The organism is Fimbriimonadaceae bacterium, assembly GCA_019454125.1.
Lineage (GTDB): Bacteria > Armatimonadota > Fimbriimonadia > Fimbriimonadales > Fimbriimonadaceae > JALHNM01.
Window position 1 is genome coordinate 819,077 of the sequence record CP075365.1, and the last position, 26,310, is coordinate 845,386.

The window sequence follows — 26,310 nt, forward strand, 5'->3', positions numbered from 1 at the left end:
ATGGCGTTCACGTACGACTCGGTGAACATCGGGGCGGAGGGGCGCGACTACGCCCGCTTTCTCTTGGGCGACGTCGACAGCACGACCCACCTCTTAGAGGACGAGGAGGTCGAAGCGCTCCTCGCGCTCCGCGGCTTCCGCGAGGGTGTCGCCCAGCTGGCCGAGTCGTGCGTGGCGCGTGTCTCCCAGCAGCCTGAACGGTTCGAAGACGAAGCTGGGATCCAGTCCGAATGGACCCAGCAACGCGTGCGCCACTGGACGGAGCTCGCTGCCAGGATGAGGGCGAACGTCACGAAGACGACTGCGACCTCGCTTGGGCCTGACGTTGTGTCCGGTGAGATGGCCCCGACGGCAGGTCTGGACAGGCTGGGGATCTGATGCACTCGCGGCTTACTGGCGGCATGCGCGCCCAAGCCGAGCGCATGCGGTCTGAGACGATGGCCGCCCTTTGCGACCTCCAGCGTGTCGCGAAAGTGGCCAGCGAGTTCGGCGAGACCGATTCGGTCACCGTCGTGGCCGCCAACGTCCGTACCCGCTGGCGGCCGCTGAGGGCGGACGAGGTGCCCGACGGAATGCGTACAGTGCACGAAAGGGCCTGGCGCGTGGCTGTCCCGAAAGAGCTCGCCGCGAAGGCCAACGACCGCTTGCGGCGCCTTTCCGACTCGGCCCTGTTCAACGTGGTAGGCGTTGAGGAGGATCCGGTGGGCCAGGCTTCTGGCAAGTATTTGCTGGTGGTGGACAGCAAGGCGTGAGCGACCTCGCCCCAATCAAGAAGCACATCCCCGCGGTGCTGCGCGCAAGGCCTTTGCTCGCCGGGATCCGCGTTTCGCCTGGGCCGACCACGCCGGATTTCGACAAAGGTATTGTCTATTGGCCGGTTGGCCAGCCGAGCGACGTCGCCGTCCACGGTGGCACTCGGCTCGAGATCGAGGTTGACTATGCCGTGGTCGCCGATCTGCCCGACTCTGAAACGTCGCTCGCTTTCACCTGGGCCCACGAGATTGACGACGCTCTTAATGCGTCCGGGGCGGACTATCCCGGCTTAGGCGCCGTCTACATGTGCGTCCGCAAGCGCACTTGGGACAGGTCTTACGTGGCTATGGACGGCACGAGGAGGATCGAGATCGGTGGGGTTTTCACTCTGCGGGCGCGGGGCATCGACTTCAACAACCCGCCGATCTAGGCTTCAGTCGTCGGTCAGGCTCAGTTGCGCCGCTGACTTGCCCTTGACTCTGGCCGCTTTTCGGTGCGATTCGAGTCCCCAACGCGGAATCTCGGGCGCATGCCCAAGCACGCGGACAAAGAAGTGGTCGAGCGCGCTTGCGCGGCACACGGCAGCAGGCCGCCGGAAAAGCCGTGACCGTCCTAGCGGGTTCGAACCCCGCCCTCCCCGGCGTTTGCCGTACTTGGCACGTTAATGGCAGAGGTGCGCCTGAGAATAGACCGGTTCGACCTCGCAAAAAGCGGTGTCCGCAAAGGCCTTGACGGAGCGGTGCGCGCCCTGGCGTCCGAGTGTCAGGCGCGGGCGATCGATAACATCGGCGCTTACCCAGAAGCCCGTCGGCCCATCGACACGGGCGCCATGCAGGCGAGCATTTACGTAGAGACGGCCGACAGCTCGGAGCGCCAGGAAGCGTTGGCCAGGGCCGCGGAGCAGTACGCCACGGCATCGCGCGCAGAGGCGCCTCCCGAGGGTGCCGCTTCGCCAAGGCCCGCCGACTTGGAGGCCAAAGTGGCGGTCGGTGTCGAGTACGGCGTCTACGTCGAGCAAGGCACCCCGAAAATGGCCGCGCGCCCGTTCCTTGAGCCTGCGCTGGCTTCCCTCGAGGCAGAGACCGAGCGTGTCGTCAAAGAAGCGGTCGCGGAGGCTCTCCGCGAGGTTCTCTGATGCCGCAGCGAGTGCTGGTCTTCCAGTCCGCCGTGGGAACCGGGTGGACGTCACCCACGAACGCGCTAGCCGAAGACGGCTCAGCCGCTGTGTACCCGCCGGGGGGTGCGCAGAGCTGGCTCCGACTGACTGACGCGGCGTCTCGGGTGCTCCCAGAGGACGACGAGGTGCTCGGCGTTGAGGTCGTGGTCGTCGCGCTCGGCACGGGTGGCCCCGGTCGCACGGTCGTCTTAGGGAAAGGGCTGAAGGAGTACGCCGCGGCGCTGGGCGACCTGGTCGACGACGCGCCGGAGACATACGACGGCGTCGCCGGCACTTACTACGGGTGGGCGACACAGTCGCTCTCGGAGTGGCGCGGAGTGACGGTCGTGCACGACCTTGGCTTGGCAACGGGCGTCGGGCGGATCGTCACGATCGGGACGAACTATGCCGGCTCCTCCCGCCGCGAGTGGCACTATTCGGACGACGGGACAACGTGGACGCCGGTGTCATACGCCCCCGACACTCCTCCAGGTTATCTGCCGGGCGACCCTTGGACGTACGACCAAGAGTTGGCCGACTGCACGGTCGCCCGCTATTGGCGCTATTCGAGCCGCGACGAGCTGGACGAACCGCCTGCTTTCGGCGACTCCTCAGGGCCAAGGGTGAACGAGTTCCGCCTTTATGGTTGCGACGGCACGACTCTCCTCACCCCGGGATGGGACGGTGGGGCCGGGCAGCTCGAGCGGCTCGACGTTTCTCTCACCCTCGACGGTTCGACCCCTGTCGGAGAGACCAAGACGTTCACGGTCGGGCCGTCAGGGGGCACCTACACCCTCGGCGGCGTCCTCGACCTTTGGGGGCTGCCCCTTGAGCCTGACGACATCGCGCTCTCCACCTTCGGCGCCATGGTGCGCCGTGGCGGCCCCAGCGGCGAGGCACTGCACACCGAGCGGCGCGTCGACGTCGTCCGCGCAGTGGTGACGCACCAATCCGTAATGGGCTCGCTGGAAATGCCACGCGAGTACCCGTTACAGCGATGCGTCCTAGGAAAAGAGGTCACCCCTGGAACGCCCGTCTCCCCGACGATCCTCTTAAAGGCGGCACGGTTGACCATGCAGTCACAAGAGGCCAGTGAGGAAGTCCGGTTCCAAGGCGAGTTGATCCCCGGGATGCAGGTGAACAACGGCGGGGACATGGCGACCGGCCAGGTCACGGGCAAGCCCACCTACGACGAGCTCGGTCTCCTGCTACGGTCCCTGTTCGGCGACCCGGTGACCACGACCGTCACCACCGGAGTTTACCGGCACGAGTTCAACTTCGACCCTCGTGGCCAATCCCCGTTCAGGACCTACACGAATGAGTGGGGCGACAAGACGAACGCCGAGCGTTACGCCTATGTCCTTTTGACCGCCCTCGGGATGTCCGTCAAGCGCAACGAGTCGCCGTCGATCGACGGCCAAGCGATCGGTCGCAGGATGGTGCTCACAACGCTCACGCCGGGATCGAACGCGGTACAGACCGTCACCGTCACCGGCTCACCGACGGGGGGCAACTTCAAGTTGCGGTTCAAGGGTGCGACGACGGCGAACATCGCCTACAACGCGAACGCGGCGGCCTATCAGGCGGCCCTGGAGGCGCTCAGCACCATCGGTTCGGGCAACGTCACGGTCACTGGCTCTGGGCCGTTCACCGTGACGTTCGGGGCGGCCTTGGCAGGCGAGGCCCAGCCTGCACTCGAGCTAGCGGCGAACAACCTGACAGGCGGTTCGTCGCCGGACGTCACGATTGCGATCACAACGTTGGGCGGTTATACGGAGTTCGCATGTGTGCCGATTGAGCCGGGCCAGGCCAACGTCTACTTCGCGACGTCGCTCGCGGGACTGGCGGCCGGAAAACTGGCGGCCTGCTTCAGCTCGGAGTGGTCTTGTAGCGGCAAGCACGCGCCGGTCTTCGTCCTCGACGACACTCTCGATTCCTTCGCCCACGCGACCGAGGACGACGTCACCCTCAGGGGAGCGGTGCTCATCGAGGCTAACAGCGTCGCCACGACCATGGTGAACGCGAAGCGCGACAACACCCTTAACTACCTGCGGCTGCTGTACACGTCAAAGGTCAACATCCCCGGCACGTCGACCAAGTTCAGCCTCGACGTCACCTTGGCCGGTCAGGTCAACGAACTAGGAGCGATCGAAAACGACCAACAGATCGTCGCCCGTCGGTTTGGGTTCTCCAACCGGTTTGACCCGGCCTGGGGCAAGAGCTGCCAGTTTGTGCTCGTTAACGGGGTGGCGAGCTACTAATGGCCGTCCGCATCGGCAAGCGGGCGAAGAGGGCGCTCGTCGAGGTCGACGAGCTTCTTTCGGAAAGGCAATCGGTCGTGGTCCAGGTCGAGGAAGGCCGCTCGTTCGAGGCGTCTTACTCGTTGCCGAGCTTGACCGTCGAAGCGATGCTCCGCATGGAGCGCGTGCTGAAAGAGTTCGACGACGGCGAGCTTGGCGAGGGCCGCACGGTCTACGACCAAGTGGACGACGTGGTCGGCGTGCTGCTATCGATCGGGATCGAGTGGTCGCTCGCTCGGGGAGGAGAGCCGGTCCCGACCAACGATCCAGGCCTACGCTCGGTGCCGGTGCGGATCCTCAGGAGCACGTTCTTCGCCGTGCTGGGTGCGGCAAGCCCAAACCCATCGACGTCCGCGAGCTGAGGCTTTGGGGCTCGACGGACGGAGAATTGGGCGAGCTGCCTTGGTGGGCCGAGGTCGTCCTTGTCGCCAAGTACCTCCACGCCATGCCCGCCGACGTCTTGTCCATGCGGGCAGACCACTATCAATGGGTGTTGGCAGTGGTGAACGCGGAGCAGCACTCCCAGGCGGAGAGGGCCAGGCAAGCAGGAGGCCGGTAGTGACTGTAGCGCAGGCCGGGACGTATTTGGCGTCCGATGCAGGGCCGGGTCGCTGAGCTTGAGGTCGTCCTACGGGCGGCTCTAGATTCGTTCGACCGCGACATTGACGCGGCCAAGAAAAAGGCGGTCGAAGGCGGCGGGGCCGTCGCCAAGAAGTTCAGCGACGAGTTTGTCAAAGGCATGAAAGCGGCGGGGACGGCCGTCTCGGTCGCGATCGGCGCGCCTTTGGCCGCGGCGGCGGTCAAGGCGGTGAACGCTGCCCGTGACCTCGGGGAGGCGCAGAACGCGACTAACGAGACGTTTAAGCGGGCGGCCGGCGTGGTGCAGGAGTTCGCCGAGACATCGGCCAGCGCCTATGGTGTCTCTAAACGGGCTGCGAACGAGTACGCGGCGTCCCTTGGCGCGATCTACAAGGCGAGCGGCTTGACGGAGAAGGCTTCGGCCGACCTTTCGGTAACGACGGTCAAGCTCGCGGCCGACCTGGCATCGTTCAAGAACCTTTCCGTCGAGGACGCCCTCAATAAGATCCGGTCGGGCCTCGTCGGCGAGATCGAGCCACTGCGCTCGGTCGGGGTGCTGCTCAGCGATCAAACGTTGCAGCGTCGCGCCCTCACCGAGGGCATCACCGAGCAGTTCAGCAAGCTCGATGAGGGGACCAAGGTCCAGCTTCGGTTCAAAGAGATCCTCGAGCAGACCAAGGACGCGCAGGGCGACTACGCGCGGACGTCGGGCGACCTGGCCAACCAACAGCGCACTTTAGCGGCCGAGACCGAGGACGTCGCTGCCGCCCTAGGCGAGACCTTGCTCCCGGTGGCGAAGGACTTTGTCAGTGTGGTGCGCCAGGCCGTCGGCTGGCTGAAGGGCCTCGATAGTGAGCAACGGCAATGGATCGTCCGGGCCGGGGCTGTGGCCATCGCGCTCGGCCCTTTGATGGTCGCGGTCGGGAACCTCGCGGCCGCATGGAACGCGGTCGCCGCAGCGGCGGCACGGGCCCAGGCGGCGCAGGCAAGTGCGGCCGCCGCAGGCGGCGCGGGCGCGTCCGGGGGAGCCCTCGGCGGGTTGCTTGGCCGTGCCGTGCCGTTTATCGGCGGGATGATGCTCGGCAACATGGCGGCCGACGCGCTCGCGAACTTTGCTGACCCGGACCCACAGGCGACGTCCGACCGCGACCTCAAGAAGCTCATCGCGCAGTACCAGGCGAGCGGCCGCTGGGGCGAGCTCGACGCGCGCATGAAGTCCGTGTTGTCGCCTGCGCGCTACCGGCAGTTCCTAGAGTTCTCCCGCCTTGGGCCACAGGCGCCCCCCCGGGCGTCCCAGGGTTCGGGCGGCGGCGGCGCGTCCCAGGGTTCGGGCGGCGGCGGCGCGTCCCAGGGTTCGGGCGCCGGCGGGCTGTCCGGCAAGGTCGGTGGCGGCGGCGCGTCCCGGGGTTCGGGCGGCTTTGCGCCCCTAGACCCCTTTGCGGTCGACGAGACCTTGTCGGGCCGGATCGAGGCAGACCGGTCGGCCTGGGAAGACCAGTTCTCCCGTGTCGTGCGGCTTGCGGTCGACAAGGCGCTCCTCACAGCCGAGACCGAGGTGCAGCGGGTCAAAGTGCTGCAGTCGTTCCGCGAGGGCGCGCCGGGTTACGAGCAAGCGCTGAACGCGTCTCTAGGCAAGACCCCCGCACAGCTTTCGGGGATGGCAGACCGTACCGAGCTCTGGCTTGCGGGGCAACGCGACCGCGCCAGATCGGCCGACGAGCAGGCGCGCGCGGACGAGCAAGACCGCGAGGCGATGGTCAAGCGCGTGATGCAGGACATGATGTCGCAGATCGGCCAGGGCGACGCCGACCGCGACCTAGAGGCTAGGGGCAAGCTCGCCGCCGGCTCTTCGGCGGCAAGGAAGGCCAACGACCGGTTTCGTGCCTGGCTCTCCGACGCGATGGCAGCTGGCGAGCGCTATGGCGCTGCCATGGCCGAGATCCAGCGCCGCACGGCCATGGCCGGCGACGAGGCTTCGCGCACCCGGCAGCGCACGCTCGAGCTGGCGGACTCGTTCGGGGTCGGCACTACGAGCGCCGAGCGGATCGCGAACGGCATGGAGAAGGCAGAGCGGGTCATGGCGGAGACGCTTAAGGTGGAGAAGGTCGAGCGGTTCCGCGTCGAGCTGGAGAGGATGGCGGCGACGGTCGAAGACCGGTTCATGGGCATGTTCGACGACTTGCTGAGGAACGGGTTCAACGGTTTCTTCTCGAACGTCCTGAACGGTTTCAGGCAACTCTTGGCCGACATGGCCCGTGAATGGATCGTGAGCCAAGTGAGGTCTGCCGTCGGCGGACTGATCGGCCGTGTGATCGGCGGTGCCTTCGGCGGCGGCGGTGGCGGCAAGTCGGGGGTTTCGGTAGGCGACCTGTGGAGCGGCGGCGACGGGTTCGCCCGCGCCCAGCGCGTTCTCCGGCCCGGAGGGTCTGCCTTGGGCGGGCAGGAGTCAGCGATGGCGGGCGGCGCATCGGTCACGAGCTCGACGAGCTACGGCGGCGAGGTGAACGTGGCTGTGCACGTATCGACGCCGGACGCCCAGTCGTTCCTTCGTTCGCAAGGGCAGATCGCTGAGGCAATGGGCCGGGCCACGATGCGCGCGATGCGTCGCAACGGTTGAAGGCGGCCCGTACTGGGCAGCTGATGGCCTTCCACGACGTGCGGTTCCCGACCGACGTATCCCGCGGCATGAGGGGAGGGCCTCGGTTCCTCACCACCGTGGTCGGCTCGTCGGCCGGGTTCGAACAACGGATCGGTAACTGGTCCGAGGCCCGCAGGAGCTACACCTGTGACCTTGCGAGCTGGGACAGCGACCGGTTGGCCGCCATCATCGCCTTCTTTAACGCGCGGATGGGCCGCCTGCACAGTTTCAGGTTCAAAGATTGGAGCGACTTTTACGTCGGGACCAGGGCCGCGCCCGGTGTCTACACGTCACCGGTCACGATCGCTACCGGAGACGGGGACGAGACTGAGTTCCAGCTCGCCAAGCTTTATCCCAGCGGCCCGTCGACCGTCGTGCGCAAGGTCACGCGGCCGGTCTCGGGCACTGTAAGGATCTACCTCAATGGGATCCTTAAGGCGGCTGGCACGGACTATTCCGTCGATTACTCGACCGGGTTGGTCACGTTCGTCGCGGCGCCCGGGAACGGTGTCGCAATCGGCTGGACCGGCGAGTTCGACGTGCCTGCCAGGTTCGACACCGACTCTCTCGAGTTTGAGAACCGCGCTGTCTTCTCAGGTTCTTGGCAAGGAATAGCGATCGTCGAAGTCCGCGAGTGACGTAAATGGCAGGCCGTGGAACTACTCGCTGCGTTGAACGCCGACGTGCGTCTCAAAAACCCGATCCGTATGGGCTGCTGGCACCCGGACGCGAAGAACACGATGGTGACGATCGATGGTGTAGAGCGAAAGGACGTGGTCTTCGCCGACGTCGAAGCCGGCCAGGCGCTCGTGGCAGAACCTGCCGCCCATGGCAGGCGCGTCGCCTACAGGCTCGTCTCGGGGCTGGTCGCCCTGAAGAGATGCGGCTGATGGACGCGCCCCGTCAGGTCGTCCTCAAAGTCGTATCGGACGAACTTGGTTACAAAGTCCTTAACGCCATGGGCGAGACTGTCGTGCGCCACAACATGCTCCCCGACGCGATCGGCCTGGCCGTGCGGCACGTGGACGATTGGCTCGGGCATGGAGACGAGATCGTCATCGACGTTTCCCAGGTCGGTAAAAACCACGGGCCGAAATCAGGGATTGGAAACCTGTAATGCGCCAAATCATTATAGTTACATGCTATTAGGGGCATTAATGGTCATGCCGGTAGGTGATTCGCTCACCGCCGGCGCGGGGTCGCCCTGTGGTTACAGGCAGGCCTTAAAGACCTCTTTACCGTTCGCTGTGGACTTTGTCGGGCCGTCGGTCGAAAACTCGTCCGGAATGGACGACCCCGAGCACGCGGGCTTCGGTGGATGGAGGATCCTCGACCTGGTGTATGGGCGGGACGGCCAAGACGGGGTGGTCGCATGGCTCGACCGCTACCGGCCCGACGCGGTGCTGCTGATGGTCGGGACGAACGACTACTGGTCGCCTTTGCCCGAAATGGAGTCTCGGTACCGGCTGCTCTTGGACGCCGTCACTAACGGTCGCCGGGTTACGGTGTTCCTTGGGTCCGTTACCCGGTCGAACTACGGCCAGGCGCGGAACGATTGGGCAGGTGCGGTCGACCGCACGCTTCGGGCGCTATCGCGCGACTACGCGGCCTTCGGCAACGACGTGAGGTACGTCGACATGTACACCGCGATCGACGAGAACACGGACTTAGCCGACCTCGTGCACCCAAACCGTCGTGGATACGACAAGATCGCGGCTCGGTGGAAGGCTGCCTTGACAAAGCCCAGGTGGGCGGCCAACCTCGTATCGATCGATTGAGGCCCAGACGGCGTAGTTGGCCGGGATGCCGAGAACCGTCCCAGCGGGCCTGCTGGCCGCCATCGAGTCCGAGTCGTTCGAGCCCGCCGTCCTCGTCCTTGTTACCCGCAAAGACGGGACGAAGCTTGGCTTCACGAGCGCGGACGAGCCGGTCACGTTCGGCGGGGACGTCTACGAGCCGACCGACGGGCTGCGCCATACCGAGATCCAAAGCAGGTCGGGCAACGGCGTCGATAACCTGGACATCCTAGGATCGCTCAGCTCGGCAAGGATATCAGGGGCCGACCTAGTCGCCGGCGCCTACGACGGGGCCAGGATCGCGGTCCGCGTCATCGACCGTAGGGACGTCGCGGCAGGCGCCGCGCTTCTCCATGTCGGTTTTATTGGTGAGGTCACGAGCAAGAACGGTGAGTTCCGGGCCGAAGTGAGGTCTCTGAGCCACCTGCTCAAACAGAACGTCGGCGACGTCACCAGTAAGGCTTGTCGGGTGAGGCGGCTCGGCGACGCACAGTGCAAGGTCAACCTCTCTGGCAACACGGTCGGCGGGGTGCCGATCTGCGCGACGAAGACGCTTTCTGGCGGGTCCGGCGTCTCCCTGACTTTCGGTTCGGACAGCGCCCCGACCGGTCACTACTCGAACGGCATCGTCAAGTTTACAAGCGGCCCAAACAGCGGCATCGAGCGCGAGGTCAAGACGCACGCGCTCAGTTCAGGCAACGCGGTTATCGAGTTGCGCACCCCGTTCCCGTTCGCCGTGACCGCTGGCGAGACCGCGTTGCTGGAAGCTGGGTGCGACCGGCTTGTCGCCACGTGTCGCAGTAAGTTCGCCAACGCCAACAACTTCCATGGCGAGCCCGACCTGCCGGGCAACGACAAGGTGCTGAAGAGGGGGCGGCCGCCCCGGTCATGACGGAGCTAAACGACGGCGGGGGCTATCTCTGGCTGCGCAGGCGTATCGTCCGCGAGGCTCGGTCGTGGATCGGTACGCCTTGGCACCACTGCGGGCGTGTGAAGGGCGTCGGCGTGGATTGCGCCGGCTTAGTGCTCGCGTCTTGGCAAGCTGCGCGTCTGACCGTCACCGACCCGGGCCGCTACTCGATGTGCGACGAGACAGAGCTCTTCATGAATGTCGCTCTTGGCTGCGCCCGCGCGGTCGAAGAGCCAAGGCCCGGAGACGTGCTGCTGTTTACGCGCAGGTCTCCTAGCTCGCCGATGTACCACCACCTGGGAGTCTGGACGGGGGACGGCTCGTTCGTGCACGCTTGGTCTACCCCGTCGGTCAACGCGGTCGTGGAGACGCCGCTCGACGATTTCTGGGCCGGCTGTGTCGAGTCCGTCTGGCGCCATAACGAGCTGAGGGAGGCCGCCTAGGTGGCGACCCTTGTGCTCGGCGGCGTCGGCGCCCTGGTCGGTTCAGCCTTTGGCGGGCCGGCCGGCGCGCGGTGGGGATGGGCGATCGGGACGACGATCGGCAGCTGGCTCGATGCCCCGGACGCACCGGACTCCGAGTACGGCAAGCTCAGCGACCTGCGCTATTCCGGCTCTCAGTACGGCGTGGGCTACCCGGTCGTGTGGGGCCGTGGCCGCGTGGGCGGGCAGGTCGTCTGGGTGAAAGAGGTGGACGGGAACCACCTAGTCGAGCACAAGCGCTCGCAGGGCGGCGGCGGAGGAGGCTCTGGAGGGGGCGGCGGATCGGTGACGACTTACTGGTACTCCGCGACATTTGCGGTGGCGGTCTGCACCGGCACGTTGCACATGCCGAACGGCGACCTTGTCCACCTCGCGCCCGAGCTCAAGCGCGTCTGGGCGGACGACGTGCTTGTTTACGATTCGGCTGCGCCCAGCAATATCGTGACCCCTGTTTGGCACGACGGCAGTGAAAGCCAGGCCCCAGACTCGACGATCGTCTCGGCCATGGGGCTCGGCAGCTCTGCCACGCCGGCGTTCAGGGGCACGGCCTACATGGTGCTGACCGACATGAGCCTTGAAGAGTTTGGGAACCGGATCCCCAACTTTTCGGTCGAGGTCGAGACTGCCGCCGTCGACTACGGCAAGGTCTTCAGCGACTTGGCACGGATGGTCGGGATACTGCCGAGCGAGCTCGACGTCACTGCAGCGACCTCTGAGGTCAAGGGCGTCGTGAAGCAGGGGCGGGCGGCGCCACAAGACCTTGCCACGTCGCTTCTCACCGCCGGCGCGCTTGAGGCGGTCGAAGTCGACGGTGTCATTCGCCTGGTGCCGCTAGGGGGCTCGCCGGTGTTGACGGTATCGAGCGACCATGTCGGCGCTTCCCTCGAAGGATCCTCCATAGAGGCTGTCGAACGCCGGCGGGCAATGGAGACCGAGCTTCCTGGGCGGATCGACGTTCGCTACTTCGACGTCGATTCCGACGCACAGCAAAACGTGCAGACAGAGGTCCGCCAGACCGCTGACGTTGCGAACAGCCGGACGATCGATTTGCCGATGGCCATGACCGGCGACGAGGCTCGGGCGATCGCGGCCCGCGAGCTAGACCGGCTGTGGACCGAAACTGAGTCGCTGACCCTGCACCTGCTTCCTCGCTACTTGCCGCTGGCCCCAGCGGACGTGGTGCTCGTCCCGACGGACACTGGCGCCGTGAGGACAAGGGTGACGACCGGGCGGCTCATGCCTTTTGGGCCGATCGTGCTCGAGCTCGTACCTGACGGAGCCAGTGTCACGGTACAGGACCCGCCCGGGGCCGGTGGGGGTGGCGGTGGGGCCGTGTACGAAGTAGTGCCGACGACGTTCGTCGTTTGGTCCGGCAGAGAGCTCCTCGACGGCCACCAATACTCGCCGGGGTTCTACGTCGCGGCGACCGGCGAGGCAGGCTGGTCTGGCTGCAGCGTATGGTACTCGCTCGACGGGGGCACGACGTACACGCAGGGGCCGACGATCACCGGCCGGAGCGCTTTCGGTGTGACGGAGACTGCCCTTTCGGACTCCGGAGCGGTCGCGGGCGAGTTCGACCTGGTCAACGATGTTGAAGTCGATTTGACGACGTCCAAGGGCTCGCTCGCGTCGGTCTCGCAAGCCCAGGTGGACGCTGGGGAGAACATAGCCGTCATCGGCGACGAGATCGTCGGCGTCGCGACCGCGGGCCTTGACGCCAGCTACGAGTACACCTTGAGCGACCTCAAGCGCGGTCTGAGGGGCACACCTATGGCCGGCCATTCGATCGGCGAGCTTTTCGTGGCCGCGACGACCGACCTAGGCCGCGTACAAGTCGGCGAAGATTATGTCGGCGAGACGGTTTATGTCAAATGCCTGAGCGCTTACCAGACCCTTGCCGACGTCACGGCCAAGCCGGTGGTGATCGCCCCCAGGACCCCGTCCACCGGCGAGGCGCTGGCGGCCGCCGCCGTTTGGCCGACGTTCCTCGCGGCGCTGGTCTCGCTCGCGTCGGGATCGAGCGCGGTCGGATCGTGGACGCCGATCGATCTAAGCAGTGACGTCCCTGACGGGGCGCGCTTTGCGATACTCCAGGTCACGCTGGTGCTCGCAGGGTCTCACCCACCGTCAGGGGCCAAGATCGAATTGCGTGCGTCGTCCGGCGCCGTAGAGCACACGGCGCTTATGGTCTGGGCCGGCGACACCGATGACACCGGAAGCACTGTCCAGGCCCTGGCGGCGCTTGACCCCGCTCGGTCGCTCGAATACCGGGTCACCGGCGATTACATCGACGACTGGTCCATATCGCTCCTTGGCTACTATGCCGGGCTCCCGTAGTTGGGCCGCATGCCATCCATCTCAAAGGGGCCCTGCGCGCTCCTGGCGGCGCTTGTTTCCTGCCATGCCGCGGCAGACACGCGGGTAATCGACACGCGAGTGTTCCAGTTCCTCACTCCGAGTGAGACGACGCGCGTCTTGAACGCGATGGTCGCGGAGGCCATCGACGGCCCGCACCGCACCGGCCGCGAGGCCCACATCGTCTTTACGGGCGGGGCTGTCGTGGAGACCGACGGACCGCTCGTCTTCCGCCCGGACCGGGCCCGCCGTCCGCCGTGCGCTGTGCTGGTGGTCGAAGGACAGCTCACCGTCAAACCTTCGCCTACCGGCGATTGGTCGGGCGGCGTCGTCCTGTTCGACGGGGTGCGCCCTTCAATGGCCGGGTTCACCCTCTCAGTCCGTGACTACAACTCGTTGACCAGGCCCCTCTTCGCGGTGAAGTTCTCGGCGAGCCAAGTGTTCTCAGCTGGGGGGAACACGTGGGGCAACGCCCCGCTCATTGAGACCGAAGGGTCTTTCCGCGAGGCCGCGGTCGTGCTTGCCGACGCTGAATGCGTCAATTTTCGCGGAGGAGTCTTGACCAACAACCTGGGCCCTGCGCTCGTCGTCAAGCGCATTTCCACCCAGACGCGGGTGAAGTTTGACGGCGTCTTCTTCGATTCCCGCTGTGCCCCGAACGTTTGGCTTGGCGGCGGGGTGGAGGACACCGTGTTCGAGGACTGCAACTTCACAGTGTGCCGCACACCCGTCATGCAGATCGGTGAGCCTAGCGGCGACGCGCGGAACGTCAGCGTCCTGCGCGGCCGGGTCGAGCGGTACGACGAGAGCGGGAAGCCGTTAGACTCGCTCGACACCGACCTCGTCGAAGTCGCCCACTATGTGCACGGGCTGACCTTGGACGCGATCGACGTGCCGAACAGGTTTAGGGCCGCGGTACGCGTGCTCAAGGCGGCGAAGTACGAGGACTGGACGATCCGCCCGGCAAGCCGGGGCCACAAGTTGCCGGTGAGCTGCCCTTCGGGGACAGCGTTCCCTCGCGGGTCGTTCGGCTCGCTGTCCCCGGTAGAGGGCACGATCGTCCCCGGATAGTGCGAGTCCCGTAATTGGGCGGCAATGCCGATTAACCTCGACCCTCTCGACGGGTGGTTCCCGTTTGGCGTCCGTTCAAACCACTACGACGCGGTGACGACGGGTATGACCGGGGGCACCACCTTCCACCACCATGCCGTCGATTGGCTGCCTAACTACCTGCCTGAACCGATCGAGGAGATCGTGCTGGTCTATGGGAACTACACGAAGGACGGCACGACCAACAGTGAGGTGGCGACTGCGAACGCGGTTCGGGTCAAGGCCGCCCTCCAAACGATGGTGCCAGGGAACGTCGACGACTTCAATGACGCGATCGTCAAGTGCGCCTTCGACGGCGACTTCGACGGCGCGAGGATCGCAGCCGGCGCGATCCGTTGCACCGACCCGGTTCCGTTTTTCGTGGCGCCCGGCGAGCGCTTCCGAGAGCGAGTGTCGATCACGCCGGACACGGGGGGCAGCGCACGGCCGAACGGCGGATCGGTGCACGGGGGGACGGCCGAAGGCGGCCGAGGTTATGGCGACGGGTACGTCGACGCTGACCGCGCGTACTCGGGCGACCCATGGGACTTCCGCCGCGACCGCAACATCGCTTACAACGCGATCGCGTGCCTGGTCCGCACCCCGAGCCGTAAACGCTATCCAACGGTCATGGGCTACACCGACTCGATCGGCCGCGGCGCCGGAGACGCTGGTTGGGGAAGGTCTACCGGCGGTTACGTGCGGCGCGCTTGCATCGGTCGGTACGGGGCGCTGGTCCACGGCTACGGGGCGGAGAAGCTCTCGACCATCCTCTCCAGGCCGAACCGTGGGGTGCGAGACCAGATGGCGCGGTTCTGCACCCATGTGCTCTGCCACAACTGGAGGAACGACCTAGCGTCGTTGTCGGCGACCCAGATCATCGACAACATCGTGGCTTTCTGCGCCCCTCACGTCGCGGCCGGCCGAAACGTGATCCTGGGCCTGGCGTTACCCGGCACAACTTCGAGCGACGGCTGGGTGACCGTCGCGAACCAGAGCTACACGACCGCTGACGAGACAAAGCGCCAGGCAGTGAACAACGCTGGGCGAGAGGGGTCTATCTCAAAGGCGGTCATGGCACGTGCCAGGCTACTCAACCCTGCCGGATCGCTTGGGCGGATATTTGTCTGGGATCCTTGCGAGGCGGTCGAGGTCAACAAGCAGGGCGTCCTTGCCTTGAACGGCGGCTACTGGAAGCCAGCGGTCGCATCGATCGTTTTGACTGGCACGGCCGGAGCGGGGACAACGACCACTGCGCTGACGTTGCCGGCAGGCACCTATGCCACCGACCAGTTCCGCGGAATGGTCGTCGTTAAGGGCGCCGAGTCGAGGACCGTTTGGTACAGCGACTCGACAAAGTGCTACTTCGCGGACGGGTTTACGTCGCTGGCCCAGGGGGACACGTTCTCGGTCAGGAGCGATGTGCAGACACAGGACGGTGTCCACCCGGCTTCTCCGGGGCACGATGCTGTCGGTACCCATTTCCAAAGCTTTCTGTCCTCCGTCATGACGTGATCGTGATGAAAAGTGGCTGGGAGAAATGGTCAACATGTGAGCGCGGGGTGGCTGACAGGAGCCGTGTGGCAATGCTGTCACCCCTAGAGCCGCGTCTACTAGTTTGCCGAACCAGGCGACTTCGCACAGGTGTCACCCCTTGTAACCTGATTCGTGGGGTTCAATTCCCCGCGCCTCCACCAGGTTTTGGTGAAGCGCCGCCCTGCGCTAGCTGAAGAGGGACGCGGCGAACTTGGCGGCGTCGAAATCCTGCAGGTCTTCGGGCTTTTCGCCCAAACCGACCAGCTTCACGGGGATGTGGAAGCGGTCCCAGATGCCGATCAAGGCCCCACCCCTTGCGGTGCCGTCCAGCTTCGTCAAGACGAGGCCGGTGACCCCGGCCACCTGGGTGAACTCTTCCGCCTGGCGGATCGCGTTTTGCCCCGTGTTCGCGTCGAGCACAAGCAGCACCTCGTCCGGCGGTCGGCCGTGCGCCTTCTCCGCCACCTTTGCCACTTTCTGCAGCTCCTGCATCAGGTTGCCTTTTGTGTGCTGGCGGCCGGCTGTGTCGGCCAAGACGTAGTCGGCCCCGCGCGCCTTGGCCGCGTTGATGGCGTCGAAGAGGACGCTGGCGGGGTCGGACCCGGGCTGCGCACCGACAAAGTCCGCGCCAGACCGCTCCGCCCACATCTCGAGCTGCTCGATGGCGGCCGCCCGGAAGGTGTCGCCTGCGGCCAGAACGACCTTGCGTCCCTCACGGACGAAGCGCGTCGCGAGCTTACCGATGGTCGTCGTCTTGCCGACCCCGTTGACCCCGACGAAGAGATAAACCGTTGGGTTAGCGATGTGCCGGAAGAGGGCACTCTCCACCTTTTGGTGGAACCGCTCGCGGATCGCTTCCTCAAGGCGTTGCTTGATCCCCTCTGGGGTCGTGACCCGCTCCTTGCGGACGGCTTCGCGCAGCTCCTGAAGGATTGCCCCCGCAGTCTCGACGTTGGTGTCCGCCTGCAGCAGGGCCTCCTCAAGCTCCTCGTAGAGTTCCTCGTCGATCACGCCCCGCCCCAAGGCGCGATCGACCCTTTCCATCAGCCGCTTGAACACCGGCCTAGGTTACGCCAAGCGCCGACGCCGTCCTTCGCTTAGGCCCCGCAACCTCTTGCCCCCGCGAACCGTTTAGGACTTAATGCTTGTTCGTCCGTGGCCCTTCTTCGTCGCCGCCACCTTGATGCCCGTGTTCAGTCTGGGCCAGGTGCCTACAGATTTGGAAGCTCAGATCGACAAGATCGCCGTGGATTGGAACCGCAAAAGCGGCCCCGGGGGCGTGATCGCCGTCGCGCGCGATGGCAAGATGATCTTCTCGAAAAGCTATGGCCTCGCAGACCTTGACCATTCGGTTAAAAACACCCCTGACACGGTCATGGATGTCGGCAGCGTCAGCAAGCAGTTCACCGCCATGGCGATCCTCTTGCTGGAAGAGGATGGAAAGCTGAAAACGAGCGACGAGATCACGAAGTACGTCCCCGAGGTGCCGACCTTCGGAAGGAAGATCACGCTCGACAACCTCTTGCACATGAACAGCGGTCTCCGCGACTACTTGAACGTCTGGTTGATCGGCGGTTACGACTTTATCGAGAAGCGGACTTTCGATGATATGCTGCGGACGCTCTCGCGCCAGCAAGGGTTGAACGCAGACCCTGGCGAAGAGTTCAACTACTGCAACTCCGGTTACGCGCTCATGGCGGTAATCATCGAGCGCGTTTCCGGTAAACCCATCCACACGTTTTGCAAGGAAAGGATCTTCGAACCGCTTGGTATGAAGAACACGTACTTCGCCTCGGAAGGCGATCTGGTGCAAAAAGATAGGGCGGTCAGCTACGTCATCGGCGCCGACGGAAAATGGCGCATGCTCTGGTCCCGACTCGGCACGACCGGTGATGGAGGGCTGCATACGACGGTAGCAGACCTGTTGCTATGGCACGAGAACTTTTACGACAACAAGTTGGGGCAGGGCAAGCCCGATCTGATCACTAAGGCTCTATCGCTTACGAAGCTGAATAATGGTCAAGAAAGCCCTTATGCTTACGGCTACTTTCTTGATGAGATCGGCGGGAACAAGCGCGTGCAGCACGGGGGAAACTGGCTCGGTTACAATGCGGCGACGGCCCGCTTCCCAGACCACCATCTTTCCATCTTTGCCCTAGGCAACGCGGGCGACAACAAAGCGCAGTCGATCGCCGACGAGATCGCCCGCTTTGTGCTTCAAGTGCCTAAGGGCGAGACTCTGAAAGAGATTGAAGTTCCCGCCGCCGACCTTGAAAAGTATGTGGGGACTTACCGGGTGGGTTCAGGGATAGTGTTGGACGTCACTTTGGAAGGCGGCCGACTTATGGTGCAGGCGACCGGGCAAGCCAAGTTCCCAGTGTTTCCGATGTCTGCCACGCGCTTCTTCTGGAAGGTAGTGAAGGCTGAAATCGAGTTCAAAGCGGACGGGAGTTCGGCGACCCTCTTCCAGAACGGCCAAGAAATCGTCTTCAACCGAAGCCAACCCTTTACCCCTTCGCCCGAATTGGTGAAGGATCTTCCGGGTACTTACGAAAGCGTCGAAGCGGAAACTTCGCTGACAATCTATAAGGTTGACGGCATGCTTTATGCGGTAAGCGAACGGGATTCGGAAGCCGTTCCCGTCACACTTTCCTCGAGTGACCGCGCGACGATCCAGGGCTTAGGAGCCGACTTGATGAAAGACGCGACCGGTAAAGTGCGTGGCTTCTTACTTGACTTTGGCCGGGCAAAGGGCATTCGGTTCGTCAAGGCCAAGAGCTCGGTGGTTCCTGAGCCGCCTGAGGACAAAGCTAAGGCTGCGGAAGGGAAGTGACGACCAGGTTCTTCGGGCCATAAATCCGAAGCCGACCAGCGTCGGAACCTTTATCAAGATCAAGGATCGGAAAACCGTCGTCTTCTTGGATAAGGACACGACCGTTCTTCCCAGTACTGTCCGTGGTTAAGACCGCGCCAAGGTTGCCGTTGTTGGTGTGGGCGGCGAACCGGGGAAGGCCGCGGTCGTCAACGCCCATCGTGGCAAGGCTCCTACGCTTTTTTGTGACGCTGAAGCCGGGATTGTTGCCAGATTTCATAAGGAGCGCCACGTCGCTTGAGTTACGAACCTCTATACTACCGCCGTCTCCTTCGGCCCTCAAAAGTGCGACCGGGGAGCCGTTACTTAGGATGCTAAAACCTGCGCTTTCATTAAGGATTGCAAAGGTGGTGCCTGTGCGGCCTTTGGCTTCGACAGTTTCTGCGCTTAAGGCGCGGAAAGCCGCGCGTGCCGCTTGAAAGTTCGTGGCTTCCAGGGCTTCGCACCGGGCGCGGCCCGCCTCGATCTGAGTGGCTCCGACGTAGCTCGACTGGGTGCGGTTTGCGGTCAAGCTGTCCGTGGTGGTGGACGTCGCACGAAGGGTGCCGACGGTTATGGTGTCCGCGTAAATGTTACGCGGATAAGTTTGGCTTTGCTGTTGCGAAAAGCCCGTCGTGAAAAGGGCGACCAGCACGAGAGCCATGACGGCAGCGGCAATCTGGTAGAGCCTTGTTGTGCGCTCGAGGCGAGCGATCCGGTCTTCAAGTGACATTCCTAAAAGTAGACGGCGGATCGACCGGTTGATTTCTCACCCGGGCCGCTTATTCTGCGACTTTGAGGACGCTGAGGAAGGCTTCTTGAGGCACTTCGATGCTGCCAATGTTCTTCATACGCTTCTTTCCTTCCTTTTGCTTCTCGAGTAGTTTGCGCTTCCGAGTGACGTCGCCGCCGTAGCACTTTGCAATAACGTTCTTTCGAAACGGTTTGATGACGTCCGCAGCAATAACCCGCGCTCCGATGGCCGCCTGAATCTTGACTTCATATTGCTGACGGGGAACGACCTTGCGCAATTGTTCGACAATCGCGCGGCCGCGTGGATACGAAAACTGCTTGTTCACGATGAACGACAAAGCGTCAACTGCGTCGCCATTAAGCAGGATATCGACCTTGACGAGCTCGCTCTGTTGATAATCAGCAAGTTCGTAGTCAAATGAGGCATAGCCTTTTGTCATCGACTTGAGCTTATCGAAGAAGTCGAGGAGGATTTCGGCTAGCGGTAACGTGTAATAGAGCATGGCCCTATTGGGAGAAGGCCATTCCGTGCGCTTATAGGTTCCCCTGCGTTCTTGGCAAAGCGTCATTACGGTTCCGACATAGTCATTGGGAACCATAATGGTCGCATCGACCGTCGGTTCTTCGATGAATGCGATGTGGTTCGGATCGGGCATCTCGCTAGGGTTGCTCACGTGGTCGACTACACCAGAAGAACGGTGGACAAGATAGTCCACGCTGGGCGCGGTAAGAATGAGGTCTAAGCCGAATTCGCGCTCTAATCGCTCACGCGCGATCTCCATATGGAGCAGCCCCAAGAAGCCGCACCTAAACCCGAATCCGAGAGCCGCAGAAGTTTCTGGTCCGAACGTTAGTGAAGCGTCGTTAAGTTGGAGTTTTTCGATGGCCTCTCGAAGATCGTTGTACTGGTCGGCATCCGTAGGATAGAGGCCGCAGAAGACCATAGGTTTCGCCTTTCGATAACCCGGAAGGGGCTCGGTCGCCGCGTTTTCAGCCAGAGTGACGGTGTCGCCGACAGAGGCGTCCCCAATCGTCTTGATGGCGCCAGTGATAAATCCAACTTCACCGGTTTCCAGTGCCGTGCCACGCTCCAACTTCGGGCGGAACACGCCGACTTCGTCCACATCAAAAGACTTGCCGGTGGACATCATTTTGATTCGGTCGCCCGGTTTGACACAACCGTCCTTAACGCGGACATAGGCGACGGCACCTTGGTACGTGTCAAAGTGGGAATCGAAGATCAAGGCCCGGAGCGAGGCGTCCGCGTTTCCGTTCGGTGGCGGGATCCTTTCGACGACTGCCTCTAGGATCTCTTCAATGCCAAAACCTGTCTTGGCAGAGCAGGGGATCGCATCTGTCGCATCGAGGGCGAGGGCATTCTCGATCTCTTCCCGAGCCATGATGGGGTCCGCGTGGGGAAGATCCATCTTGTTGATCAGGGGGATGATCTCAAGGTTTTGGTTCATCGCCATGGAGGCGTTCGCAATAGTTTGTGCTTCGACACCCTGGGTGGCGTCCACCACCAAGAGAGCTCCTTCACACGCATAGAGTGCGCGCGAGACCTCGTAAGTGAAGTCGACGTGGCCAGGGGTATCGATTAGATTGAACTGATATTCTTCGCCGTTCTTTGCGGTATAAGCAAGGCGAACAGCGGTCATCTTAATGGTAATACCGCGTTCGCGCTCGAGATCCATGGTATCGAGCATCTGCTCCTGTGCATTGCCGCGCACGTGCCCGCAACGCTCCAGGATTCGATCGGCCAAAGTCGATTTGCCATGGTCGATGTGCGCGATGATGCAGAAGTTGCGGATATGCGACTGATCCATGGTTCGGCGGCTAGCTGAGTTTACCGTTCCGGTTCGGGAGGGGCCGCGCCGATCCCGGCTCAGCCAGAAAAGAAGATGGCCCCGGCAGACACTAAGGGTCTGCCGGGGCGGTACCCGCCCTTTTTGACGAAGGGCGCGGGCTTACGCCTTTCGGCGGCGGGCGACGAGCGCGGCGATGCCAGCGCCGAGGGCCACCATGGTGGCGGGCTCAGGAGTCGCGGAAGACGTGAACGAGGCGGTGTAGCTCTCGATCGCGCCGTTCTGGATCGCGTTGGCAAGGCTGAAGGAGAAGGTCTCTTGGGAAAGGCCAGTCGGGACGCGCGGGCCGCTGAACTGAACGTTATCGGCCGTGATCTTAGAAGCGCCGACGCCGAGGGCTCGGACGAAAGTGCCGCTGTCGAAGGTGATCGTGAAGATCGGGCTGTTCGGGTCGGCATCGTAGAACTTGATATTGCCGGGCCCCATCCGATAGATACCGGGGATGACGAAGGTCAAGGCGACTTCGCTAAAGGTAAAGGTGGCGTTCTCAGTCTGGCCGCCGCCGGTGAAGCCGGGGGTAATCAACGTGAGGCCGGGCTTGTCCCAGCCGCCGCTCAGAGTCTCCTTCGCGAGGTCGAAGGCGAAAAGCGGCTCTGCGCTGGTCGTAGACGGGTCAGCGAAAGTGGCCATCGTGAACTGGGCGCTCGAAATCGCGGCGCCTGCAATCACGGCAATAAGGGCAGAACAACGAAGCATCTTCTCCTCTCGAACCTTCATGACGCCACGTTGCGCCACTTTTGAGAGGGTACCAGACCTTTTTAAGGCCGTGATGCCAATCCGAGGCTATTGGGACCACGTGCGACAAATCTGGTCTTTGCACGTGGTCGGTTAAAACGACTGGCTTTTCGCTAGGCTATTTCCACCGTTTCTCGAATCTTCACGTTGAAGTCGCGCCGGAGGAACTCGTGCATGAACGCCTGGCCGGTCATCGCCTTTTCGTAGCGCACGGCGCCTTTGGCAACACCCCCTTGGACGACCTCTTGGGCGATGATGGCCATCGAGAAGCCCGTGAGCCGTTCCATCGATGTGAACCCGGTGGTCTCGCACTGGCGGTCGAAGATGTCGATCTGGACCGTCGTCGGCTTGCCGCCGCGGGTGCCCCAGCCGATACCGCGCACGGCGCAGAGGTCTTTGTCCTCGAACTTGGCCAACTCGGGGCCGAAGACCGCGTTGAAGACGTCCTTCGGGACGATCTTTGTGCCTTTTACGTCCACCTGGCCCTCGTTCCAGAAGCCGAAGTCTTTGAAGAGCCGCATCAGCTGGGCGTGGCCGGGATGGCGGATGGTCTTGTACTCGTAGTTCCGAACCTGGCCATGGAGCGTATAGGGCGCGGTGCTCGTTCCGCCGCTGGTGACGAACGCCTCCATCTCGCCGAGCTGGTCGATGTACAGGTCTTCGACTTCAGAAAGCGTGTCGATCTTGATGATCTCGTTTTCGCGAAGGGCGACGGCCTGGTAGTCGTACTCCGTCACCAAGCCTTCGACATTGAACGTGAGCTTGTAGTTGAAGGGCGGCTTCGGGTTCTGGGGGAGGACGCCGCAGTAGAGCTTGACCGTGTCGCACTCGTCGAGCGACTCGACGATGTAGAAGCCGATGTTGTTGACGAGGCCAGGGGCGAGGCCCGCGTCGGGGACCAGCGTGACGCCGGCTTCGACGGCCCGGTCGTTCAGGTCCAGCGTCTTCATGGTGACGTCCGTGTTGCCGCCCAGGTCGACCATGTCGGTCATCGTTTCGATCGCGACTTCCGCCACGAGCGGGTGCATCCAGTACGGTAGGCAGCTCAGGACGATATCGGTCCTGTCCAGGAAGTCGGATAGGTTGGCGCGATCCATCGCGTCCACTGTGACGGCCTCGCACACAAGGTCGCCCACGAGCCCGTTCACCCGGTCGGCGCAAGCCTTGGCCTGGGCAGGGTCGACGTCACCGACGAAGATGCGGGCCGGGGCCGCGAACTTGGCCAGGTCGTAGGCGGCCGCCGTGCCTTGCATCCCGGAACCGAGGATCGCGAAAGAGTTCTGCATAAGGAGGGCCCCTCCCCGGGGGCCAAATTCAATATACCGACCGGAAGCGCCGCTTGGCCGGGCCGAACGGCGGGGTCAGGGCTGAGTGGGGCTTTTGAGCCTAAGCGAGACGGACCTTCGCGTGGTCGAAGAGGCCTTCGATCTGGGAACGCCTCCCGATTTCGGTGCCGTCGGTGAGAGCGGTGGCGGCCCCGGCGGCCGAGCCGAGGCGGAGGCAGTCCGCGGGTGAAAGGCCCCGCGAAAGCCCGACCAGGAACCCGGCCACCAGCGAGTCGCCGCTTCCGATCGTGCTGTTCGATTCGACCTCTATCGGTTCGGCGACATAGAGCCGGTCTTGGCACGCCATCACGGCGCCCTGTGCGCCGAGCGAAACGATGACGGTGGGCGAATGGGAGCCGGCTTCATGGAGCCGGTCGGTAAGCGCGTCGGCGGCTTCGAGCGCCTGCTTCACCGTGCGCACGGGCGAGCCCAAAAGCCGCGCGGCCTCGTCGCCGTTCGGCTTGATCAGGTCTGGGCCCGCGTCCAGGCCCTGCTCCATCACGTCCCCGTCGGCATCGAGCGCCCACTTGACGCCCGCGTTTTTGGCCATTTCGCCGAGCAGGCGGAGAGAGTTGGGTTCGAGCCCCTGAGGGTTGGAGCCCCCGGTGCACACCCATGCGGCACGGCCCAGGTGCTGGGCGACGCGGCCCAAGAGGTTCTCCCAGTCCAGGCCCGTGATTACCGGGCCGAGCGCGCTGAAGACGGTGGGGGGCTTCCCGGAGCCGTCCTCCACAAGCACGTTCGTGCGGGTGGGCGTCGCGACCTCCACGAAGTCGTGCCGCACCCCCTGCCGGTCGAGCACGGTGCGGACGAACATGCCCGACTGCCCGCCAAGAAAGCCGGTGGCGACGGTTTCGGCGCCAAGCTCGGCCGCTACCCGGGAAAGGTTCACGCCCTTTCCGCCCGCGTCCGTCTCGACCCGGGTGACGCGATTGCGGTCGTGCGGGTGCAGGCCCTCGACGAAGAGCGTCTCGTCCACCGCCGGGTTCAAGGTGACCGTCAAGATCATTGCGCCATCACGTCCACGAGCAAGAGCTTATCGGGGTCGACAGTGCGCTCGGTGCTGAGGACGTAGCTCAGCGGGTGGCTCACCAGCTTGTTGCCGTCCACACCCACCATCTCCCCTGCGAACCCGCTGAGCAAGCGGTTCGCGGCCAGGGCCCCCAGCCGCAAGGCGAGGACGCGGTCGAACGCGGTCGGGCTCCCGCCCCGCTGCATATGGCCGAGGACGAGGTAGCGGACTTCGAACCCGGTGTTGGCGCTGATGAAGTCTTTGACGTCGCTGGCCCGGGCGGCCCCTTCCGCGACGATGATGATCGAGCTGCGCTTGCCGCGCTCGTGCATCTTGCGGAGGTTGTCGCAGATTTCCAGCAGGGAATAGGGCACCTCGGGGATGAGGACCGCTTCGGCTCCGCTCGAGAGGGCGACTTCCAGCGCGATGAAGCCGTTGGCCCGTCCCATCACCTCGATGATGAAGACGCGCTCGTGGGAGTAGGCCGTGTCGCGGACTTTGTCGATCGCTTCGAGCGCCGTGTTCACGGCCGTGTCGAAACCGATCGAATAGTCGGTGCCGCTGATGTCGTTGTCAATGCTGCCGGGGATGCCCATGATGGGAAAGTCGAACTCTTCCCAAAGGGTCCGGGCGCCGGTGAGGGAACCGTCGCCACCGACCACGACAAGGCCTTCCACCTCCTGCTGGCGTAGGACGGCCATCGCTTCCTGGCGGCCTTCGCGCTCACGGAACCGGGCGGAGCGGGCCGTGCGCAGGATCGTGCCGCCCTCGTCGATGATGCCTCCCACGTCTTTGGAGGCCATGTCCCAGCACTCTCCTTCGATGACGCCTTGCCATCCGTGCAGGAAGCCGGTGACGGCAATGCCGCGGCCCAGGGCGGCCCGCGTCACCGCGCGGACCGCCGCGTTCATGCCCGGGGAATCCCCCCCGCTCGTTAGGAGCCCGATCCGTCGCATTGCGCCACCGATAAATGACGGCGGGGCCCTCGCAGGCCCCGTTGCTCGCAATACGACTTTACCAGGGGTGCCTGGCTCGCCGCCAGGCGAAGCCTGGTGGTTTTAGTGGACGGTGACGCCGGAGGCGTAGGCGGCGCTGCGGGCAACCCACGCGCAAAATGACTCGTAGTTATCGAGCACGGAGGAAGGCATGCGCACGTACTCGCGCATGGGCTCCGCGTCGGGATTGGCCCGGAGCGGTTCCGCTCCGTCGATGGTCATCGCTTCCTTGAAGTCGTCCGGGGACAGTTTCAATCCGATTTCGGCGTCCACCAGGTAAGCGAACATCTTCTCGCCTGAATAGATCGCCATCCCATCGAACATGCGGCGGGCTCGAACGTCCAAACCCTCCGCGGCTTTCATCATCTGTTCATAGCGCAGTGGCCGGTACACCATGTCTTCGGGGACTCCCTGCGCGCCTCACCGCCCCCCACATTCGGGCGGCTCACCTAGGGTCGTGCGCGCTGGCTCAGGATACCCGGAAACGGCACCAAAGTCTCGATTGGCGGGAAACGGGTAGCCTTCCTATGGGCCTATCCCGTCAATTCTTCTTGGGCCCCTTCGCATTAGGTTCGGGGACGGTACCCAGCCAGGCCGCGAGCTTGCGCCGCACCGACCCTGACTCGACAAGGTTTCCGATAAGCGTCGCTTTTTCGCGAGGCTCGACGAGCAGGCGGACGGGCTTGCCGGCCGAGACCCCTTCGACCGAGACCCAACGCCCAAGGCCGACCCATGTGTGCGGGTTGGGCCGGAAGCGCACGGCCTTCACCTCGCTCCGCCAAAGCTCTAAGTGCCGCTCAGCCCCATAGAACTCGAGCCGGTCCGCATGGAGGAGTAAAAAACCCACGTCCTCGTGCGGGTCGAGCATGCCCCGGTAACCCGGTCTTGCGAACCCCACGAAGTGCCGTTCGACCTTTTCGAAGGGCCGCTCGCGCTGGAGCCGCCGCGCCACTTCCTCTTTTAGGCCGGCGCTCGCCAGCGGGCTTAGGAAATTTGTCGCGAGCCACGTCGCCACGGGAAACCCGGCGAGCCAGGCGAGAGCCCAAGTGCCCCCGCGCGCGAACTCCAGCACGCCGACGACGAGAAAGGGAAGCCCCACCAACAGCGGCAGCACGTTGCCAAGGATCTGGCGGCCGACGGTCCATAACGGCTTCTCCTTCGCGCGCATAGTAAGATTCAA

Annotated in this window: 27 protein-coding genes; 18 read left to right on the plus strand and 9 right to left on the minus strand. The window is 63.9% G+C overall.

Annotation, left to right across the window (positions count from 1 at the left end; genetic code table 11):
* The 17 genes from KF733_04095 (at position 1) to KF733_04175 (ending at position 15,573) form a co-directional block, all read left to right on the plus strand.
* Complete coding sequence (locus KF733_04095; GenBank protein ID QYK56667.1) at positions 1-378, plus strand: hypothetical protein; 378 nt, start codon at positions 1-3, stop codon at positions 376-378.
* A complete protein-coding gene (locus tag KF733_04100; GenBank protein ID QYK56668.1) occupies positions 378-752 on the plus strand; it encodes a hypothetical protein in 375 nt (124 codons plus the stop codon). The genes KF733_04095 and KF733_04100 overlap by 1 nt, the downstream gene beginning before the upstream one ends.
* The gene (locus tag KF733_04105) at positions 749-1,183 is read left to right on the plus strand and encodes a hypothetical protein (GenBank protein ID QYK56669.1); all 435 of its coding nucleotides are present in this window, start codon (positions 749-751) and stop codon (positions 1,181-1,183) included. Before KF733_04100 ends, KF733_04105 begins: the two co-directional genes overlap by 4 nt.
* 234 nt (positions 1,184-1,417) lie before the next feature.
* On the plus strand, positions 1,418-1,888 hold the full coding sequence (locus KF733_04110) for a hypothetical protein (GenBank protein QYK56670.1): 471 nt from the start codon (positions 1,418-1,420) through the stop codon (positions 1,886-1,888).
* Complete coding sequence (locus KF733_04115; GenBank protein ID QYK56671.1) at positions 1,888-4,170, plus strand: hypothetical protein; 2,283 nt, start codon at positions 1,888-1,890, stop codon at positions 4,168-4,170. The genes KF733_04110 and KF733_04115 overlap by 1 nt, the downstream gene beginning before the upstream one ends.
* Complete coding sequence (locus tag KF733_04120; protein QYK56672.1) at positions 4,170-4,571, plus strand: hypothetical protein; 402 nt, start codon at positions 4,170-4,172, stop codon at positions 4,569-4,571. The genes KF733_04115 and KF733_04120 overlap by 1 nt, the downstream gene beginning before the upstream one ends.
* Positions 4,572-4,597: 26 nt before the next feature.
* Entirely contained in the window at positions 4,598-4,768 is a 171-nt protein-coding gene (locus KF733_04125; protein QYK56673.1) for a hypothetical protein, read from the plus strand.
* Positions 4,769-4,804: 36 nt separating this feature from the next.
* On the plus strand, positions 4,805-7,405 hold the full coding sequence (locus tag KF733_04130; protein QYK56674.1) for a hypothetical protein: 2,601 nt from the start codon (positions 4,805-4,807) through the stop codon (positions 7,403-7,405).
* A gap of 23 nt (positions 7,406-7,428) precedes the next feature.
* Positions 7,429-8,064 (plus strand): DUF2460 domain-containing protein, encoded by a 636-nt coding sequence (locus KF733_04135; GenBank protein QYK56675.1) that lies wholly within the window; start codon positions 7,429-7,431, stop codon positions 8,062-8,064.
* A 15-nt stretch (positions 8,065-8,079) separates the two neighbouring features.
* The gene (locus tag KF733_04140) at positions 8,080-8,316 is read left to right on the plus strand and encodes a hypothetical protein (protein QYK56676.1); all 237 of its coding nucleotides are present in this window, start codon (positions 8,080-8,082) and stop codon (positions 8,314-8,316) included.
* Entirely contained in the window at positions 8,316-8,543 is a 228-nt protein-coding gene (locus KF733_04145) for a hypothetical protein (protein ID QYK56677.1), read from the plus strand. Before KF733_04140 ends, KF733_04145 begins: the two co-directional genes overlap by 1 nt.
* A 46-nt stretch (positions 8,544-8,589) precedes the next feature.
* Positions 8,590-9,204: a hypothetical protein gene (locus KF733_04150; protein QYK56678.1), complete on the plus strand. Its 615-nt coding sequence runs from the start codon at positions 8,590-8,592 to the stop codon at positions 9,202-9,204.
* A gap of 25 nt (positions 9,205-9,229) precedes the next feature.
* Positions 9,230-10,114: a DUF2163 domain-containing protein gene (locus KF733_04155; protein ID QYK56679.1), complete on the plus strand. Its 885-nt coding sequence runs from the start codon at positions 9,230-9,232 to the stop codon at positions 10,112-10,114.
* Entirely contained in the window at positions 10,111-10,575 is a 465-nt protein-coding gene (locus tag KF733_04160; GenBank protein ID QYK56680.1) for a C40 family peptidase, read from the plus strand. The genes KF733_04155 and KF733_04160 overlap by 4 nt, the downstream gene beginning before the upstream one ends.
* Positions 10,576-12,951 carry a phage tail protein gene (locus KF733_04165; GenBank protein QYK56681.1) on the plus strand — a complete coding sequence of 792 codons (2,376 nt, stop codon included), beginning with the start codon at positions 10,576-10,578 and terminating at the stop codon, positions 12,949-12,951.
* A gap of 9 nt (positions 12,952-12,960) precedes the next feature.
* Positions 12,961-14,040: a hypothetical protein gene (locus KF733_04170; GenBank protein QYK56682.1), complete on the plus strand. Its 1,080-nt coding sequence runs from the start codon at positions 12,961-12,963 to the stop codon at positions 14,038-14,040.
* Positions 14,041-14,064: 24 nt separating this feature from the next.
* Positions 14,065-15,573: a hypothetical protein gene (locus KF733_04175; GenBank protein ID QYK56683.1), complete on the plus strand. Its 1,509-nt coding sequence runs from the start codon at positions 14,065-14,067 to the stop codon at positions 15,571-15,573.
* 207 nt (positions 15,574-15,780) lie between these two features.
* On the opposite strand, the gene ftsY is transcribed toward KF733_04175, so the two are convergent.
* Entirely contained in the window at positions 15,781-16,653 is an 873-nt protein-coding gene (gene ftsY, locus KF733_04180) for a signal recognition particle-docking protein FtsY (protein QYK56684.1), read from the minus strand.
* 82 nt (positions 16,654-16,735) lie between these two features.
* Here ftsY and KF733_04185 point away from each other — a divergent pair, with 82 nt between their 5' ends.
* Positions 16,736-18,427, plus strand: a complete 1,692-nt coding sequence (locus tag KF733_04185; protein ID QYK56685.1) for a serine hydrolase — start codon at positions 16,736-16,738, stop codon at positions 18,425-18,427.
* Here KF733_04185 and KF733_04190 read toward each other — a convergent pair.
* The 8 genes from KF733_04190 to KF733_04225 form a co-directional block, all read right to left on the minus strand.
* Entirely contained in the window at positions 18,405-19,178 is a 774-nt protein-coding gene (locus tag KF733_04190) for a hypothetical protein (GenBank protein QYK56686.1), read from the minus strand. The two genes, KF733_04185 and KF733_04190, sit on opposite strands and share 23 nt — an antisense overlap.
* 49 nt (positions 19,179-19,227) lie before the next feature.
* On the minus strand, positions 19,228-21,024 hold the full coding sequence (lepA, locus tag KF733_04195) for a translation elongation factor 4 (GenBank protein QYK56687.1): 1,797 nt from the start codon (positions 21,022-21,024) through the stop codon (positions 19,228-19,230).
* A 141-nt stretch (positions 21,025-21,165) separates the two neighbouring features.
* Positions 21,166-21,780 carry a PEP-CTERM sorting domain-containing protein gene (locus tag KF733_04200; GenBank protein QYK56688.1) on the minus strand — a complete coding sequence of 205 codons (615 nt, stop codon included), beginning with the start codon at positions 21,778-21,780 and terminating at the stop codon, positions 21,166-21,168.
* A gap of 131 nt (positions 21,781-21,911) precedes the next feature.
* On the minus strand, positions 21,912-23,084 hold the full coding sequence (locus KF733_04205; GenBank protein QYK56689.1) for a saccharopine dehydrogenase NADP-binding domain-containing protein: 1,173 nt from the start codon (positions 23,082-23,084) through the stop codon (positions 21,912-21,914).
* A 100-nt stretch (positions 23,085-23,184) separates the two neighbouring features.
* Positions 23,185-24,132 carry a 1-phosphofructokinase family hexose kinase gene (locus tag KF733_04210; GenBank protein ID QYK56690.1) on the minus strand — a complete coding sequence of 316 codons (948 nt, stop codon included), beginning with the start codon at positions 24,130-24,132 and terminating at the stop codon, positions 23,185-23,187.
* Entirely contained in the window at positions 24,129-25,091 is a 963-nt protein-coding gene (pfkA, locus tag KF733_04215) for a 6-phosphofructokinase (GenBank protein QYK56691.1), read from the minus strand. The genes KF733_04210 and pfkA overlap by 4 nt, the downstream gene beginning before the upstream one ends.
* 102 nt (positions 25,092-25,193) lie before the next feature.
* On the minus strand, positions 25,194-25,526 hold the full coding sequence (locus tag KF733_04220) for a TfoX/Sxy family protein (protein ID QYK56692.1): 333 nt from the start codon (positions 25,524-25,526) through the stop codon (positions 25,194-25,196).
* A 145-nt stretch (positions 25,527-25,671) separates the two neighbouring features.
* Positions 25,672-26,298, minus strand: coding sequence for a hypothetical protein (locus KF733_04225; GenBank protein QYK56693.1), 627 nt, complete (start codon positions 26,296-26,298; stop codon positions 25,672-25,674).
* Positions 26,299-26,310 lie beyond the last annotated feature (12 nt).